The sequence below is a fragment of the Streptomyces atratus genome, from assembly GCF_900119365.1.
GTDB classification, from domain to species: Bacteria; Actinomycetota; Actinomycetes; order Streptomycetales; family Streptomycetaceae; genus Streptomyces; species Streptomyces atratus_B.
Window position 1 is genome coordinate 76897 of record NZ_FPJO01000027.1, and the last position, 17903, is coordinate 94799.

Genomic DNA, 17903 nt, shown 5'->3' on the forward strand with positions numbered 1-17903 from the left:
GCCGACCGCTTCGTGGCCGACCCGTACGGCCCGGCCGGTACACGGATGTACCGCACCGGCGACCTGGTCCGCTGGAACCACCAGGGTTCGGTCGAGTACCTCGGCCGCGCCGACCAGCAGGTCAAGCTCCGCGGCTTCCGCATCGAGCCGGGCGAGATCGAGACCGTCCTCGCCGGACGGCCGGGCGTGGCCCAGGCCACCGTCGTCGTCCGCGAGGACCGGCCCGGCGACAAGCGCCTCGTCGCCTACCTCACCGTCGAGGAAGGCGCCCGGATCGAACCCGAGGACGTACAGCGGCAGGTGTCCGGGCTGCTGCCCGAGTACATGGTCCCGTCCGCCTTCGTCGTCCTCGACGAGATCCCTCTCACCGTCAACGGCAAGGTCGACCGACGCGCCCTGCCCGCCCCGCAGTTCAGCAACGAAACCACCGGGCGCGCACCGCGCACCGCCAAGGAAGAAGTCCTGTGCGGTCTCTTCGCGGAGATCCTCGGACTGCCGTCGGTCACCATCGACGACCACTTCTTCCACCTCGGCGGTCACTCGCTCCTCGCCACCCGGCTCGCCGGCCGGATCCGCACCGTCCTCGGGGTCGAGCTCTCCGTGGCGACCCTCTTCGAAAACCCGATCGTGGCCACGCTCGTCGAGAAGCTCGACGGCGCCGAGGCCGCCCGGCCCAGACTTCGGCCGATGCGCCGGATGGGAGTGACCAAGTGATTCCCCTGTCATTCGCCCAGCAGCGGCTCTGGTTCATCGCCCAGATGGAAGGGCCGTCCACCACCTACAACATCCCGCTCGCCGTGCGGCTGAACGGTGAACTCGACCGCCCGGCACTCCAGTCGGCGCTCCTGGACGTGGTCGGCAGACACGAGAGCCTGCGCACCCTCTTCCCCGACCAGGACGGCACCCCGTACCAGCACATCCTCGCCGAGGAGGACGTGGAGCTCGCCCTGGAGATCATCCCGGCCGACGCCGCGACGCTCCCGGCCGTGCTCGCCGAGGAGTCCGCCCAGGTCTTCCACCTCGCGGTGGACCTGCCGGTCCGGGCACGCCTGATCGCCCTGGGCGAGCAGGAGCACGTCCTGCTCATCGTGATGCACCACATCGTGTCGGACGGCGGCTCGACCGCGCCTCTGCTCCAGGACCTCGCCACCGCCTACGAGGCCCGCGCCCAGGGCATTGCGCCCGGCTGGGAGCCGCTGCCGGTCCAGTACGCCGACTACACCCTCTGGCAGCAGGAACTGCTCGGTGAGGGCGACGACCCGGACAGTGCCGGAGCCCGCCAACTGGACTTCTGGCGCAAGGCGTTGGCCGAACTGCCGGAGGAGGCCACCCTGCCGGCCGACCGTCCGCGCCCGGCCTCCGCCTCGTACGTGGGCGCCACCTGCGACGTACACCTGCCGGCCGAGCTCCACATCGGTCTGACCCACCTCGCACGGGAGTCCGGCGCCACACTGTTCATGGCTGTCCAGGCCGCCGTGGCGACCGCCCTGTCCCGCTCCGGGGCCGGACCCGACATCCCGATCGGCTCCCCGGTGTCGGGGCGCATCGACGAGGCACTCGACGGACTGGTCGGCTTCTTCGTCAACACACTGGTGCTGCGCACGGACCTGAGCGGCGACCCGAGCTTCCGCGACCTGCTCTCCCGGGTCCGCAAGACGGACCTGGCGGCCTGGGACAACCAGGACCTGCCCTTCGACCGGCTGGTCGAGGTGCTGAACCCCGAGCGCTCCGCCTCCCGTCACCCGCTCTTCCAGGTGATGCTCACCATGGGCGAGGCCGGGTCCGACGTCATCGGCTTCCCGGGGCTCGACGCCCGTACCGAGTACAGCGCCCTGCAGATCGCCAAGTTCGACCTGACCTTCGGCTTCGCCGAGCACCGCACCCGCGACGGCCGGCCGGACGGCCTGGACATCACCATCGAGTACGCCACCGACCTCTACGACGCCCGGACGATCGACGCCCTCATGGCCCGGCTGAACCGGCTGCTGGAGGCCGTGGTCACCTCGCCCGACACCCCGCTCCCGGTCCTCGACCTGCTCGGCCAGCACGAGCGCCGGCTGCTCCTGGAGGAGCGCAGCGGCACCGCCACCGGCACCTGCGAAATGAGCCTGGCGGAGCTGTTCGCCGCGCAGGCCGCCCGTACCCCGGACGCGACAGCCCTGGTGGACGAGGACCACGATCTGACCTTCGCCGAACTCGACGAGGTCACCAACCGGCTCGCCCACCACCTCATCAACGCCGGAGTGCAGCGGCACGACGTGGTCGCCGTCCTCATGGAGCGCTCGACCGACCTGCTCACCGCGCTGCTCGCCGTGGTGAAGGCAGGCGCCGTGTACGCCCCGCTGAACACCACCGACCCCGACAGCCGGCTCGTCCAGATCCTGGCCGACACCCGGGCACCGGTCCTGCTCACCGACCAGGCCCTCTCCGACCACCAGGTCGTCCTGGACTCCGACGCACAGGTCGTCGTCCTGGGCGACACCACCGAACTCGACCTGCTGCCCGCCACCGCACCGGCACACACCATCCACCCCGACCAGCCGGTGTACGCGATGTTCACGTCGGGCTCGACGGGGGTTCCGAAGGGTGTTGCGGTCACGCATCGCAATGTCGCGGATCTGGCGGCGCAGACGATGTACGCGAACGGCAATCACACCCGGGTGCTCTTCCACTCCGCGATGGCGTTCGACGCCTCGACGTACGAGATCTGGGTGCCGTGGCTGAACGGCCGCACCGTCGTGGTGGCACCGCGCGGCCATCTCGCCCCCGCCGACTACCAACGGCTGCTGTCCGAACACCGGATCACCGCACTCTGGATGACCGCAGGTCTCTTCCGCGTCATGGCGGAGGAGGCACCCGAGGCCTTCGCCGGAGTCCATGAGGTGTGGGCCGGAGGTGACGTCGTCCCGCCCGAGGCGGTGCGCCGCGTCATGGACCACTGCCCGGACACCACCGTCGTCAACGGTTACGGACCGACCGAGACCACCACCTTCGCGACCACCCACCGCATCCACCGTCCGCTGGACTACGCGGGTGCCATCCCGGTCGGAGAACCCCTCGACAACCACCGGCTCTACGTTCTCGACGAAGGGCTGCGGCTGGTTCCGCCGGGTGCCCCCGGCGAGCTGTACATCGCGGGAGCCGGCCTGGCCCAGGGCTACCTCAACCGCGCCTCGCTGACGGCGGAGCGCTTCGTCGCGGACCCGTACGGCCCGGCCGGCACGCGGATGTACCGCACGGGTGACCTGGTCCGCTGGAACCACGAGGGTTCGGTCGAGTACCTCGGCCGCGCCGACCAGCAGGTCAAGCTCCGCGGCTTCCGCATCGAACTCGGCGAGATCGAGAGCGCGTTGACCGCCCACGAGAGTGTGGGACAGGCGACCGTGGTGGTCCGGGAGGACCGTCCCGGCGACAAGCGTCTCGTCGCCTACCTCGTCGCCGCCGACGGCGCCCGCATCGACACCGAGGCGGTGCACCGCGAGATCGCCGGGGCACTCCCGGAGTACATGGTCCCGTCCGCCTTCGTCGTCCTCGACGAGATCCCCCTCACCACCAACGGCAAGGTCGACCGCCGCGCCCTGCCCGTACCCCAGCAGAGCACCGACACCGGAGGACGCCCGCCCCGCACACCCGCCGAGGAAGTCCTGTGCGGTCTCTTCGCGGCCGTGCTCGGGCTGCCGTCGGTCACCATCGACGACCACTTCTTCCGCCGCGGCGGCCACTCCCTGCTCGCCACCCGCCTCATCAGCCGCATCCGGGCCGTGTGGGAGACCGAGATCACCATCAGGGACCTGTTCCAGTACGCGACCGTCGCGCAGCTGGCCGAGCGGATCGCGGCCGAGGGCAGTGGGGAGCGGCGGCCGGCACTGATGCCCGAGGTGCGGCCGGAGATCATTCCGCTCTCCTCCGCACAGCAGCGGCTGTGGTTCCTCGACCAGATGGAAGGCCCGTCCGCCACCTACAACATTCCGCTCGCCCTGCGCCTCAAGGGCGCACTCGACCACCGGGCCCTCCAGCTGGCCCTCACCGACGTCACCACACGCCACGAGGGTCTGCGCACCGTCTTCCCCGCCCACGAGGGCACCCCCCACCAGTACATCCTTCCGCCGGCCGACGCCGACCTGCCCCTGATCACCACCACCGAGGAGGAACTCACCGGGCGGCTGGCCGAGCAGGCCGGCCGGACCTTCGACCTGGCGGCCGAACTCCCTTACCGGGCACAGCTGCTGAGCCTCGGGGCCGAGGATCACGTGCTCATGCTCGTGATCCACCACATCGCCTCCGACGGCTGGTCCAACGGACCGCTCTTCCGCGACCTGGCCACCGCCTACGAGGCCCGCACCGAAGGCACTGCCCCCGCCTGGGAGCCGCTGCCGGTCCAGTACGCCGACTACTCCCTCTGGCAGCAACGGCTCCTGGAACGCGACGAGGAACGCCGGCTCGACCACTGGCGCGCGGTGCTCGCCGAGCTGCCGGAGGAGGCCACACTGCCCGCGGACCACGCCCGCCCCGCCGTCGCCTCCAACCGCGGCCGCACACACGCCGTGCACTGCCCCGCCGAGCTGCACACCGCCCTGATGTCGCTGGCCCAGGACACCGGGACCACCCTGTTCATGGTGGCCCAGGCGGCCGTGGCGACCCTGCTGTCCCGGTCCGGCGCTGGCCACGACATCCCGCTCGGCTCACCCGTCGCCGGCCGCACCGACCAGAAGCTCGACGACCTCGTGGGCTTCTTCGTCAACACCCTCGTCCTGCGCACCGACACCAGCGGCGCCCCGAGCTTCCGCGAGCTGCTCACCCGGGTCCGGGAGACCGACCTCGCCGCCTGGGCCCACCAGGACCTGCCGTTCGACCGGCTGGTCGAAGCACTCAACCCCGAGCGCACCGCCGCCCGGCACCCCCTCTTCCAGGTCATGCTCACCGTCGGCGACACCAGCAACGAGGCACCCCGACTGGCCGGGCTGGAGAGCGAGTTCGCCTTCCCGCCGGTCTCCGTCGCCAAGTTCGACCTCACCTTCGCGTTCGCCGAGAGCCGCGCAGCCGACGGCCGGCCCGACGGCCTCGACATCCTGATCGAGTACACCACCGACCTGTACGACGCACGCACCATCGAGGCCACCGCGGACCGCCTGGTCCGGCTCCTCACCGGCGCCGTGGCCACCCCCGATCTGCCCCTCGCGGAGCTGGAGCTGGTGTCCGGGAACGAGCGGGCGCAGCTGCGGGAGTGGAGCGGCGCGCAGTCGTCCGCGCCCGCCCTCGGGCTCGACGCCCTCTTCACGGCGCAGGCCGGCCGCACCCCGCACGAGGTGGCGCTGGTCCACGAGGAACAGCAGGTCACATACCAGGAGCTGGACATCTGGTCCAACCGGCTGGCCCGCCACCTGACCGCGCGCGGCGTCACCCCGGGCAGCATCGTCGTCATCCACCTGGAGCGGTCCCCGCAACTGATCGCCACCCTGCTCGCCGCCCTGAAGGCCGGGGCCGGATACACCCTGCTCGACCCGCAGTTCCCGGCCGACCGGCTGAACACCGTGCTCGGGCAGACCGATCCGGCGGCGCTGGTCACCCAGGCCCACCTGACGGCCCTGACGACCCCGGCCACCCTCGTCGACCTGACCGCGGAGATCCCCACGATCAGCGCCCTGCCGGGAACCCCGGTGGAGACGGGCGGGCACCCGGAATCCATCGCCTGCGTGATGTTCACCTCCGGGTCGACCGGAGTGCCCAAGGGCGTCGCGGCCTCGCACCGGGCGCTGGCCGCCACCTTCATCGGCCCCGACTACCTGGACTTCGGCCCCGGGCAGACCTACCTGCAGAGCTCTCCGGTGTCCTGGGACGCCTTCGCCCTGGAGGTCTTCGGACCCCTCCTGCACGGCGGTGTCTGCGTCCTGCAACCCGGCCAGCACACCGACCCGCACCAGATCGCGGAGCTGGTGGAACGGCACGGAATCACCACCCTGCAGATGTCGGCGAGCCTGTTCAACCACATGCTCGACGAGCACCCGGCGGTCTTCTCCCGGATCAAGGAGGCCATGACCGCCGGTGAGGCGGCCTCACCCGCCCACACCGCCAAGGCACTGGCCGACCACCCCCACCTCCACCTCGTCAACGGCTACGGGCCGGCCGAGAGCATGGGCTTCACCACCACCCACACCCTCACGGGCCCGGCACCCGCCATCCCGATCGGACGGCCGATCGCCGGCAAGCACGCCTACGTCCTGGACGAGAACCTCCGGCTGCTGCCGCCCGGCGTCCCCGGTGAGCTCTACGTCGCCGGACACGGCCTCGCCCACGGCTACATCGGACAGCCCGCACTGAGCGCGGAGCGGTTCGTCGCCGACCCCCACGGTGCGCCCGGCTCGCGGATGTACCGCACCGGCGACCTGGCCCGCTGGAGCCAGGACGGTGCGCTGGAGTATTTCGGCCGGGCCGACCAGCAGATCAAGTTGCGGGGTTTCCGCATCGAGCCGGGTGAGATCGAATCGGCGCTGCTGCGGCACCCCTCCCTCGCCCAGGTGGCGGTGCTGATCCGCGAGGACCGGCCCGGTGACAAACGGCTGGTGGCGTACGTGGTGCCCACCGAGGGCAGCCCTTCGGACCTGGCCGAGCTGCGCCGGCACGCGGTCGCGGCCCTGCCCGAGTACATGGTTCCGGCCACGATCGTGCCGCTGGAGGCGCTCCCCCTGACGGTCAACGGCAAGCTCGACCGCCGTGCGCTGCCCGAACCGCAGCAGGCCGACACCGGCGGCGGCCGGGAGCCGCGCACCCCGGCCGAAGAAGTCCTGTGCGGCCTCTTCGCGGAGGTCCTGGGACTGACATCGGTCACCATCGACGACCACTTCTTCCAGCTCGGTGGCCACTCCCTGCTCGCCACCCGGCTGATCGGCCGGATCCGCTCCATCTGGGACACCCGCGTCACCATCCGGGACCTGTTCCAGTACCCGACACCCGTGCTGCTCGCCGAGCACATCGCCACGAACACGGGCGGCGACCCGATGGAGACACTGCTGCCCATCCGGGCCGCGTCCGCCACCGGCACCGAGGCCCCGCTGTTCTGTGTCCACGCGGTCTCCGGGATGAGCTGGTCGTACGCCGGACTGCTCCGGCACATCGGCGGACGACGGCCGCTGATCGGGCTCCAGGCCAAGGAGTTGACCAGCCCCTCGGACCGGCCGGCCGGTATCGAGGAGATGGCGGCCGGCTATGTGGCCGAGATCCGCTCGGTCCAGGCCCACGGCCCGTACCACCTGCTCGGCTGGTCGTTCGGCGGTCTGGTGGCGCACGCGATCGCGGCCGGACTGGAGGAGCAGGGGGAGCAAGTGGCCCTCCTGGCACTGCTCGACTCCTACCCGCTGCCCGAAGGATTCCGGCCACCCGCCATCACCGGCCGGGAGGTGCTGACCGCGCTGCTCGGCGGCCGCGGCGCCGAAATCGACGTACGGTGCGCCGACACCGCCCCGGACCCGGAGGAGCTGGCCGCCGTGCTGCGCGCCGAGGACGCGATCCTGGGCGCTCTGGAGCCCGACCAGGCCGCCGCCGTCGTCGCCGCGACGGCCGGCAACCTGGAGATGCGCTACCGGTACGTTCCCCGGCGGCGGTTCGGCGGCGACGCGGTGTTCTTCAACGCCGCCCGCACCCCGGCCGCTACGGGCGGCGCGGACGCCTGGGCACCCCATGTCGGGGGCCGCGTCGAGGAGCACGACATCGACTGCGAGCACTGGGACATGACCACGGCCGAGCCGCTGCGCGAGATCGGAAAGGTACTGGCCGAGGAGTTGCGAGGAGTGCGTCACTGATCCGAGGTCACACAGGTGCCCGGGCCCGCCACGACGGCGGACCCGGGCACCTTCGCGTGCGCCACCGCCTTTTCCGGCATCCCGAATTGCCCGCGTGCTGCCGCTCATGCCGCCGGGCGGCGGGTCGTGGCCTGCATAGCGTGAGGCCATCCGCAGGCCACGGCTCCCGGCAACAGAAAGTCAAGGAAATGGTTGATCATTCCGGCTGGCGTGTCGGGGTAGCTTCAGCCCCCGTCCACCACGGCGAGATCCTGCAAGGCGTGTTTCCCGGTGACGGCGGGCTCACCCGAGGTCTCGTCACTCTTCCCTGCACCATTCACGCGACTCGCGCCACGTTCATACCCGCTCCCGGCGACGAGGTCACCGTCACGCCGGAATGGAAGGGCAAGGCGCGGCGCGCAGCCGAACTCGCGGTCCGTGCCGTGACACCGCCGGGCGCCGAGCCGGCGGGCGGTCATCTGGACCTCACCGGCGACGTACCGCTGTGCCGGGGCTTCGGCTCGTCCACGAGCGATGTGCTCGCGGCCATCTGGGCGGTGAAGGACGCGTTCGTCAGCCCGCTGCCGCCGCAGGAAGTGGCCCGGATCGCGGTACGCGCCGAGACCGCGTCCGACTCCCTGATGTTCGAGGAGTCCACCGTCCTGTTCGCCCAGCGCGAGGGCACGGTGATCGAGGACTTCGGCTACCGGATGCCGGCCATGCGGATCCTCGGCTTCGGCTCACGCCCCGAGGGCGGCGGCCGGGGCGTGGACACCCTGGCCCTCTCGCCGGCCCGCTACGGGCAGGACGAGATCGACCTCTTCACCCGGCTGCAGGCGATGCTCCGGGAGGCCATCCAGATGAAGGACGTGGCCCTGCTGGGCTCGGTGGCCACGGCCAGCACGGAGATCAACCAGCGTCATCTGCCGATCCCGGACCTCGACCGCATCCGGGACATCGCGCGGACCACCGGAGCCGTCGGGGTACAGGCGGCGCACAGCGGGGACATCGCAGGTCTTCTCTTCGACCGGGACGACCCCGAGGTCGAGGCGCGGACCGACCTGGCCCAGGACCTCCTGCAAGAGCTCGGAATTCACGAGCAGTGGAACTACACAACGGGTGACTGACATGACGACGACGACTCTGCCCAAGGCTCACTCCTCGATCGTGGAGGCCACGGAGCTGCCACGCATCATCAAGGTGACCGACAACCTCTACGCGGCGGCCTTCAGCCTGATGAAACTGCTGCCCGCCCGCTACATACTCGACCGCGCCGAGGCCGCGGGCCTGATCTCCCCGGGCACCCGGATCATCGAGACCTCCTCGGGCACCTTCGCCCTGGGCCTGGCCATGGTCTGCCGCCTGCGCGGCTACCCGCTGACCATCGTCGGCGACTCGGCGATCGACCGGGACCTGCGCACCCGGCTCGAAATGCTCGGTACGACGGTGGAGATCGTCGAGCACACAGGCCAGTCTGGCGGCATCCAGGGCGCCCGGCTCGCCCGCGTCGCCGAACTGCGCCGGCAGTACCCGGACGCCTTCGTCCCCGGCCAGTACGACAACCCCGACAACCCCGGCGCGTACGGCGTCGTCGCCGACCTGATCGGCGACACCGTCGGAGCCGTGGACTGCCTGGTGGGCCCGGTCGGTTCGGGCGGCTCCACCGGCGGACTCGCCGCCGCGCTGCGGCAGACCGGCCCGGCCCTGCACCTGGTCGGCGTGGACACCCAGGGCAGCATCATCTTCGGCAGCCCGGACGGACCGCGCATGCTGCGCGGGCTCGGCAGCAGCATCCACCCGGGCAACGTCAAGCACGCGGCGTACGACGAGGTCCACTGGGTGACGGCCCCCGAGGCGTTCCACGCCACCCACGAGCTCTACCGCGCACACGGCCTGTTCATGGGCCCGACCAGCGGCGCTTCCTTCCAGGTGGCTTCGTGGTGGGCAGCGCAGAACCCGGACAGCACCGTCGTGATGGTGCTTCCGGACGAGGGATACCGCTACCAGTCCACGGTCTACAACGACAGCTGGCTGCGCGAGCAGGGGATCGCCCCCGCCCCCGCCGTCGACGGCCCGGTCACCGTCGAGCACCCGCTGGACGCCCCCGCCGCCTGGTCCCGGCTGCTGTGGGCCCGCCGCGGCTTCGACGACGTGGTGCTGCCGGTGGTCGGCTCATGAGAGAGCGCCTGCTGCTCCTGGTGGAGAGCAACACCACCGGTACGGGACGGCTGTTCGCGCGGCGCGCGGCCGAGCTGGGCGTGGTGCCCGTGCTGCTCTGCGCCGACCCGGGCCGCTACCCGTACGCCGCCGAGGACCGGCTGCGGAGCGTCGTCGTGGACACCTCCGACGAGGCCGCGCTCTGGACGGCCGTCCGCGCCCTGGAGGACGAGGCCACCATCGCGGGCGTCCTGACCAGCTCCGAGTACTACGTACCGACCGCCGCCGCACTGGCGTACCGGCTCGGGCTGCCCGGCCCGGCGGCGGAGGCCGTGCGGGCCTGCCGGGACAAGGCCGAACAGCGCCGGATGCTCGTCGGTGCGGGCGTCGGATCGCCGGACTTCGCCGTCGTCTCCGAGGTCGCCGACGCACTGGCCGCGGCCCGCGGCATCGGACTGCCCGTGGTGGTCAAACCGGTTCAGGGGTCGGGGAGTCTGGGCGTACGGCTCTGCGCGGACCTCGACGAGGTCGCCGAGCACGCCGGGACACTGCTGGCGGCCACCGTGAACGAGCGGGGCATCGCCTCACCGGGCCGGATCCTGGTCGAGGAGTACCTGACAGGGCCGGAGTTCTCCGTCGAGGTGTTCGGCACCGACGCCGTCGTCACCGTCGCCAAGCACGTCGGCGCGCTGCCGTCCTTCGTCGAGATCGGCCACGACGTGCCGGCCGCACTGCCCGGCGAACAGGAGATCGCGCTGCGCGAGTCCGCGGTACGCGCCGTGCGGGCCCTCGGCCTCGGCTGGGGAGCCGCCCATGTCGAACTGCGCCTGACCGGGCCCCGGACCGCCGAGGTCATCGAGGTCAACCCCCGGCTGGCCGGCGGCATGATCCCCGAACTCGTCCGCAGGGCCTGCGGGATCGACCTGGTGCGCGCCCAGGTGCTGGCCGCGCTCGGCACCGCTCCCGAGCTGGAACGCTCCGGATACGCCCGCGCCTCGATCCGGTTCCTCACCGCGGAACAGGACGGCATCCTCGCCCGGTCCGCCTCACTCGCAGAAGCCGTGGCCCGCGCCCGCACCGTACCGGGCACCGTCGAGGCGGTGCTCTACCGCGCCCCGGGCGAACCCGTCGGCCCCGCCGAGGACTTCCGGGGCCGCGTCGGCCACGCCATCGCCGTCGCCGACCGCTCGGTCCGGGCGGCCGAGGCGGCCGACCGGGCCGTGGCCCTGCTCGGCGAGGCCGTGTCCTACGCGGACCTGCACACAGAGGAGGCATTCGCATGACCGCAGCGACGGCGCACGGCGTCGACACCGGCCGGCTCAAGGCCGCGCTCGACGCCGAGGCGCACCGCATCGTCTACGACCAGTACCTGCCGGACACCGCGGACGGGCTGGGCGAGGAACTGCGCTGCATCAGCGAGGTCGACCGGGCCCACCTGATCATGCTCACCGAACGCGGGATCGTGGACGCGGACCGGGCCGCCGCCCTGCTGAGCACCATCGAGGAACTGCGCGGCCAGGACTTCGCCCCGGTCCGCGCCACCCCGATGCCGCGCGGCGTCTACCTGGCGTACGAGGGACACCTCATCGAGCGGCTGGGCGACGGGACCGGCGGCATCCTGCACACCGGCCGCTCGCGCAACGACCTCAACGCCACCACCACCCGGCTGAAGACGCGCGGCCCCTATCTGGCCCTGCTCGACGCGGTCGACCGGCTGGCGGGGGTGCTCCTGGCGAAGGCCGAGGAGTACCGGGACGTGATCATGCCCGCCTACACCCACGGCCAGCCGGCCGTACCGATCAGCTACGGGCACTACCTCGCCGGTGTCGCCGGCGCGGTGCTGCGCGCGTACCGGTCCCTGCTGGACGCCGGACGCCAGATCGACGTCAACCCGCTGGGCGCCGGGGCGATCGGCGGGACGTCCGTCCCCATCGACCCCCGGCGCACCGCCGAACTGCTCGGCTTCGGCTCCGCCGCGCCCAACTCGGTCGACGCGGTGGCCTCCCGGGACTTCGTTCTCGACCTGCTCTCCGCCTCCGCCGTCCTCGGCGTCGCGCTGGCCCGCGCCGGACGGGACCTGAGCACCTGGACCTCGGAGGAGTTCGGGCTGCTGAGGGTGGGCGACACCCTCGTCGGGTCCAGCTCGATGATGCCGCAGAAGCGCAATCCCTTCCTGCTCGAACACATCCAGGGCAGGTCCACCGCGAGCCTCGGCGCCTTCGTCGGTGCTGCGTCCGCGATGACCACCGGCGGCTACACCAACGCCATCGCGGTGGGCACCGAAGCCGTACGGCACCTCTGGCCCGGTCTGAGCAGCACCACCGACGCGGTGACGCTGCTGAGCCTGGTGGTGGCGGGCACGGAACCGGAACGCGAACGCATGACGGACCGGGCCGTGGACGGCTTCACCTCCGCCACGTACCTCGCGGAGCGGCTCGTCCTGGACGGAACGCCGTTCCGGGCCGCACACCATCTGGTCGGCGAGACCGTGCTCGGTGCCCTGGAATCCGGCCGGTCGCTGGTGGACGCGGCCCACTTCGACGCCGTCGACGACGGCGGGCTGGCCCCCGGCCGGGTGGCCGCGGCGTGCGCCCACGGCGGCGGACCCGGTTCCACGGCCGACGGAATACGCGCCCTCGGCACCCTGAGGGACGAGCTCAAGGCCGAACTGACCGGCCGGCGCACCCGCTGGTCCGACGGAGCGGCGCTGCTGTCGCGGACCGTGGCCGAGGCGGTGACGTCATGTCGGCCCGCCTGACCGAACGCCCTTTGGGCACGGCACAGGAGCGCCCGCCGCGCAGCGGACTGCTCGGCCACCACGACTTCCGGCTGCTGTGGCTCGGCGAGACGACCAACCGCGTCGGCATCAACATCACCGGGGTCGCCATGCCCCTGGTGGCCGTGGTGACGCTCGATGCGAGCACGTTCTGGGTGAGCGTGCTGGCGGCCGCCCCCTGGCTGCCCTGGCTGCTCATCGGCCTGCCCGCCGGAGCCTGGGTGGACCGGATGCGACGCCGGCCGATCATGCTGATCTGCAACCTGGTCCCGCTCGTGCTCCTGGCCAGCGTTCCGGTGGCCGGCTGGCTCGGCGTCCTGACGATGACCCAGCTGATGGTCGTGGCGCTGATCAACGGGTTCGCCGCGGTGTTCTTCGGGATCTCGTACAAGGTCTACCTGCCCTCCATCGTCGGACCCGAGGACCTCCAGGAGGCCAACGCCAAGCTCCAGGGCAGTGAATCGGTGGCCCAGGTCGCGGGGCTGGGCGGCGGCGGTCTGCTGGCCCAGGCGTTCGGCGCCGCCTCCGGTCTCCTCGTCAACTCGGCGACGTTCCTCGTCTCCGCGCTGTGCCTGCTCGGCATCCGGCGCAAGGAGCCGTTCCCGGAGAAGACCGGGGAACGCCCGGCCCTGCGACAGGACATCAAGGAGGGCGTGCAGTACACCTTCAAGGACCCGTACCTGCGCGTCCTCACCCTGTACGGCACCGCCACCAACCTGCTGCTGACGGCCGAGGCGGCGATCCTGCCGGTCTTCATCATCCGTGAGCTCGGGGTGCCCGAAGGCGCCACCGGCTGGCTCCTCGCGTCGAGCAGCATCGGCGGGATCCTCGGGGCCACCACCGCGAAACGCCTGATCACCCGGTTCGGGTCGGCCCGCGGACTGCTGGTCGCCACGATCGCCAGCGCACCGTTCGCCCTGCTCATCCCGATGACGGGGACGGACTGGACCCTGTCCGCACTGGTGGTCGGCAGCGCGGTCCTCTCGCTCGGCGTCGTGCTCGCCAACGTGATCCAAGGGGCGTTCCGCCAGCGCTACTGTCCGCCCCAGCTGCTCGGCCGCGTCTCGGCCAGCGTCTCGGTCGCGAACTTCGGCGCCATTCCCTTCGGTTCGCTGCTCGGCGGGATCCTCGGCACCGCCCTCGGACTGCGGCCCACCCTGTGGCTGCTCACCGCGGGACTCGCCCTGACCCCGCTGCTCCTCCTGATCGGGCCACTGCGCCGAATGCGGGACCTCCCGGTCGCGCCGGCCGCGCCGTGAGACCCGACTCGCCTGTCACTCTCGTACGAACAGGAGAGACCCCGTGGAACAAACCCTGCCGTGGGTCGTTCGTGAGCTGCCACCCCCTGGCTCGCTCGATCTCTGGCTCCTGCGGGTCTCGGATGTCCCCATCGGCATCCTGGACGAACAGGTACTCGACGCGACCGAGCGTCAACGTGCCGCCACCCTCATGCACGCCGCCGACCGAACCCGGTTCACGGCCGCGCATGTCGCCCTTCGCCGGCTGCTCGGCTCGTACCTGAGCCTGCGCCCCGAGGAGGTCCACCTCGGCCGGGACACCTGCCCCTGCTGCGGCGGACCGCACGGCCGGCCCACCGTGCTCGACGCCGACGACCGGCTGTTCTTCTCGCTGTCCCACCGCGGCGATCTCGCCGTTGTCGGAACCGCGGCGGCCCCCATCGGGGTCGACGTGGAACTGGTGCCGGACGAGGAGGGCACCGCCGACCTCGCCGCGATGCTGCACGTGGACGAGCAGGCCGAACTGGCGGCCCTGAGCCCGCCGGCCCGGCCCCGGGCCCTGGCCAGGCTGTGGACCCGCAAGGAGGCCTACCTCAAGGGCCTCGGCACGGGCCTCGGCCGCGACCCCGCTCTCGACTACGTCGGCTCGGGACGACCCGAGGGCCCGTACCCGCCCTCCGGCTGGACCCTCCTCGACGTTCCGGTGGACCGGGGCTACGCGGCGGCGGTGGCGGTCCGCGGCGAGCTCACCGTGGACGGGCCCCTCGTCAGGAGGCTCGCCGGCCTGGACGTCGTACGGCACACCTGCGACGCCCTGCAGACGGCAAGAACCCCGCCCTGACCTCTCCCCAGGTCCGCCGGGTGCACCGTTGCGGTGATCACCCGGCGGCGGGCACGCACCACCCGGCCGCTCCCGCCGCGGCTGCCGATCACCGATACGTCCTCGCCAACACTCCTACGGACTTTTGGAACTGACGATGTCAAACGCTGTGAAGCAGGCCCCCGCGGCCCTCCTCCCGCACATGCGGCCCCGCACCGCCGGGCAGCCGGACACCGGCGCCGAGCGCATGACGGGTGCCCAGTCGCTCATCCGCTCGCTCGAAGAGGCCGGCGCGGAAACCGTGTTCGGCATTCCCGGCGGCTCGATCCTGCCCGCCTACGACCCGATGATGGACTCCACCCGGGTCCGTCATGTGCTGGTCCGCCACGAGCAGGGCGCCGGGCACGCGGCCACCGGCTACGCGCAGGCCACCGGCAAGGTGGGGGTGTGCATGGCGACCTCGGGTCCCGGTGCCACCAATCTGGTGACGCCGATCGCGGACGCGTACATGGACTCGGTGCCGCTGGTCGCGATCACCGGCCAGGTCCCCTCCAAGGCGATCGGCACGGACGCCTTCCAGGAGGCCGACATCGTCGGCATCACCATGCCGGTCACCAAGCACAACTTCCTCGTCACCGACGCCGACGACATCCCGCGGACGGTCGCCGAGGCGTTCCGCATCGCCTCGACCGGCCGCCCCGGACCGGTACTCATCGACATCACGAAGGACGCCCTGCAGGCGGCCACCACCTTCCGGTGGCCGACCAGGACCGATCTGCCCGGCTACCGCCCGGTCACCAAGCCGCACGCCAAGCAGATCCGCGAGGCGGCCCGCCTGATCAGCACGTCGAGCCGCCCGGTGCTGTACGTCGGCGGCGGTGTGCTCAAGGCACGGGCCACGGACGAGCTGCGCACCCTGGCCGAGCTGACCGGGGCGCCCGTGGTCACCACCCTGATGGCGCTGGGCGCCTTCCCCGGCAGCCACCCGCAGCACGTGGGCATGCCCGGCATGCACGGGGACGTCGCGGCGGTCGCCGCACTCCAGAAGGCCGATCTGATCGTGGCCCTGGGCGCCCGGTTCGACGACCGGGTCACCGGCAGGCTGGACGGCTTCGCCCCGCACGCCAAGGTCGTCCACGCCGACATCGACCCGGCGGAGATCTCCAAGAACCGGCTCGCCGACGTACCCATCGTCGGGGACGCCCGCGAGGTCCTCCTCGCCCTGTCCGACGCCGTGCGCGCCGAGCGGGAGGACGGCCGCGCCGGTGACTGCACCGCCTGGTGGCGGGAGCTGGACCAGTGGCGCACCACCTACCCGCGCGGCTACGAACTCCCCGCGGACCCGGGGCTGCTCTCCCCGCAGCAGGTCATCGAGCGGATCGGCCAACTCGCGCCGCAGGGAACGCTGTTCGCCTCCGGTGTGGGGCAGCACCAGATGTGGGCGGCGCAGTTCCTCCCGCACGAGGAGCCGGGCACCTGGTTCAACTCGGGCGGCGCCGGAACGATGGGGTACGCGGTCCCGGCCGCGATGGGCGCCAAGGCCGGACGCCCCGAGCGCACGGTCTGGGCGATCGACGGCGACGGCTGCTTCCAGATGACCAACCAGGAACTCACCACCTGCGCGCTCAACAACATCCCGATCAAGGTCGCGATCATCAACAACGGCGCGCTCGGGATGGTCCGCCAGTGGCAGAACCTGTTCTACGGGGCACGGTTCTCCAACACGGTGCTGCACGACGGCGCCACCAACGCGGACACCGGCTCGACCCGCGGAGTGGGATCCGACACCAACCGGGGCACCCGGGTCCCGGACTTCGTACAGCTCTCCGAGGCGATGGGCTGTGTGGGCCTGCGCTGCGAGAACCCCTACGAGCTCGACGCGATCATCGACAAGGCCAACGCGATCAACGACCGTCCCGTCGTGGTGGACTTCATCGTCCACGAGGACGCGATGGTGTGGCCGATGGTCCCTGCCGGCACCTCCAACGACGACATCATGGCCGCACGCGACGTACGCCCCGACTTCGGCGACTCCGCGGACGACTGAGAGGACCCTCTGACATGTCCCAGCACACGCTCTCCGTCCTGGTCGAGGACACGCCCGGCATCCTGGCCCGTGTCGCCGCCCTGTTCTCGCGCCGCGGCTTCAACATCGACTCGCTCGCGGTCGGCACCACCGAACATCCCGAGCTCTCCCGCATCACCGTCGTCGTCAGGGCCGATCACCAACTGGCCCTGGAACAGGTGACCAAGCAGCTCAACAAGCTGGTCAACGTCCTCAAGATCGTCGAGTTGGAGGCGGACTCCGCCGTCCAGCGCGAACTGGTCCTGGTGAAGGTGAGCGCCGGCAACGGCACCCGGGCCCAGATCGTCCAGATCGCCGAGCTGTTCCGGGCCAGAACCGTCGACGTCTCGCCCGACGCCGTCACCCTCGAAGCGACCGGCTCCGGCGACAAGCTCGACGCGATGCTCCGGATGCTCGCGGGCTTCGGCATCAAGGAACTCGTCCAGTCCGGCGCGATCGCGATCGGCCGCGGCTCCCGCGCCCTGGCCGACCGCTCCGCACGCGAGACCCGGCCGATCCGCCTGACCCCGTCCTCCGCCACCACGGCGACGGCCGACGCGCAGAGCGCCTAGGTCGTGTCCGCGAAGTCCCGTACAGACCACAGCTTTCCGCTTTCCCGTCCGCACACCCTCACGTTCCAGGAATCAAGGAGAACCACCATGCCCGCCGAGCTGTTCTACGACGACGATGCCGACCTGTCCATCATCCAGGGCCGCAAGGTCGCGGTCATCGGTTACGGCAGTCAGGGTCACGCCCACGCGCTGTCGCTGCGTGACTCGGGTGTCGACGTCCGGGTCGGTCTGCACGAGGGCTCGAAGTCCAGGGCGAAGGCGGAGGAGCAGGGCCTGCGCGTGGTGACGCCGTCCGAGGCCGCCGCCGAGGCCGACGTCATCATGATCCTGGTCCCGGACCCGATCCAGGCCCAGGTCTACGAGGAGTCCATCAAGGACAACCTCAAGGACGGCGACGCGCTGTTCTTCGGCCACGGCCTGAACATCCGCTTCGACTTCATCAAGCCGCCGGCGGGCGTCGACGTCTGCATGGTCGCGCCGAAGGGCCCGGGCCACCTGGT

At 71.5% G+C, this 17903-nt stretch carries 11 protein-coding genes; all 11 read left to right on the top strand.

What is annotated here, in order from left to right:
* On the top strand, positions 1 to 714 hold a 714-nt coding region (locus BT364_RS31655; RefSeq protein ID WP_143166577.1), incomplete at its 5' end, for a phosphopantetheine-binding protein.
* Complete coding sequence (locus BT364_RS31660; protein WP_072488659.1) at positions 711 to 7796, top strand: amino acid adenylation domain-containing protein; 7086 nt, start codon at positions 711 to 713, stop codon at positions 7794 to 7796. The genes BT364_RS31655 and BT364_RS31660, both read left to right, overlap by 4 nt.
* 260 nt (positions 7797 to 8056) lie before the next feature.
* Positions 8057 to 8902, top strand: a complete 846-nt coding sequence (locus tag BT364_RS31665) for a GHMP family kinase ATP-binding protein (RefSeq protein ID WP_256260298.1) — start codon at positions 8057 to 8059, stop codon at positions 8900 to 8902.
* Position 8903: 1 nt separating this feature from the next.
* Positions 8904 to 9953, top strand: coding sequence for a PLP-dependent cysteine synthase family protein (locus BT364_RS31670; protein WP_072488660.1), 1050 nt, complete (start codon positions 8904 to 8906; stop codon positions 9951 to 9953).
* On the top strand, positions 9950 to 11215 hold the full coding sequence (locus tag BT364_RS31675) for an ATP-grasp domain-containing protein (RefSeq protein ID WP_072488661.1): 1266 nt from the start codon (positions 9950 to 9952) through the stop codon (positions 11213 to 11215). The genes BT364_RS31670 and BT364_RS31675 overlap by 4 nt, the downstream gene beginning before the upstream one ends.
* Positions 11212 to 12690, top strand: coding sequence for an argininosuccinate lyase (gene argH, locus BT364_RS31680; RefSeq protein WP_072488662.1), 1479 nt, complete (start codon positions 11212 to 11214; stop codon positions 12688 to 12690). The genes BT364_RS31675 and argH overlap by 4 nt, the downstream gene beginning before the upstream one ends.
* Positions 12675 to 13967 (top strand): MFS transporter, encoded by a 1293-nt coding sequence (locus BT364_RS31685; protein WP_072488663.1) that lies wholly within the window; start codon positions 12675 to 12677, stop codon positions 13965 to 13967. The genes argH and BT364_RS31685 overlap by 16 nt, the downstream gene beginning before the upstream one ends.
* A 43-nt stretch (positions 13968 to 14010) precedes the next feature.
* Positions 14011 to 14787, top strand: coding sequence for a 4'-phosphopantetheinyl transferase family protein (locus tag BT364_RS31690; RefSeq protein WP_072488664.1), 777 nt, complete (start codon positions 14011 to 14013; stop codon positions 14785 to 14787).
* Positions 14788 to 14923: 136 nt separating this feature from the next.
* On the top strand, positions 14924 to 16813 hold the full coding sequence (locus tag BT364_RS31695) for an acetolactate synthase large subunit (protein WP_072488672.1): 1890 nt from the start codon (positions 14924 to 14926) through the stop codon (positions 16811 to 16813).
* Positions 16814 to 16827: 14 nt separating this feature from the next.
* On the top strand, positions 16828 to 17403 hold the full coding sequence (gene ilvN / locus BT364_RS31700; RefSeq protein ID WP_079179722.1) for an acetolactate synthase small subunit: 576 nt from the start codon (positions 16828 to 16830) through the stop codon (positions 17401 to 17403).
* Between the two features lie 87 nt (positions 17404 to 17490).
* Positions 17491 to 17903, top strand: a 413-nt coding sequence (locus BT364_RS31705) for an NAD(P)-binding domain-containing protein (protein ID WP_177328308.1), incomplete at its 3' end; no start/stop codon positions are given.

Coding starts and splice junctions, on each gene's coding strand:
- BT364_RS31670 (WP_072488660.1), top strand. CDS start 8,904: ATGACGACGACGACTCTGCCCAAGGCTCACTCCTCGATCGTGGAGGCC.
- BT364_RS31675 (WP_072488661.1), top strand. CDS start 9,950: ATGAGAGAGCGCCTGCTGCTCCTGGTGGAGAGCAACACCACCGGTACG.
- argH (WP_072488662.1), top strand. CDS start 11,212: ATGACCGCAGCGACGGCGCACGGCGTCGACACCGGCCGGCTCAAGGCC.
- BT364_RS31685 (WP_072488663.1), top strand. CDS start 12,675: ATGTCGGCCCGCCTGACCGAACGCCCTTTGGGCACGGCACAGGAGCGC.
- BT364_RS31695 (WP_072488672.1), top strand. CDS start 14,924: ATGTCAAACGCTGTGAAGCAGGCCCCCGCGGCCCTCCTCCCGCACATG.
- ilvN (WP_079179722.1), top strand. CDS start 16,828: ATGTCCCAGCACACGCTCTCCGTCCTGGTCGAGGACACGCCCGGCATC.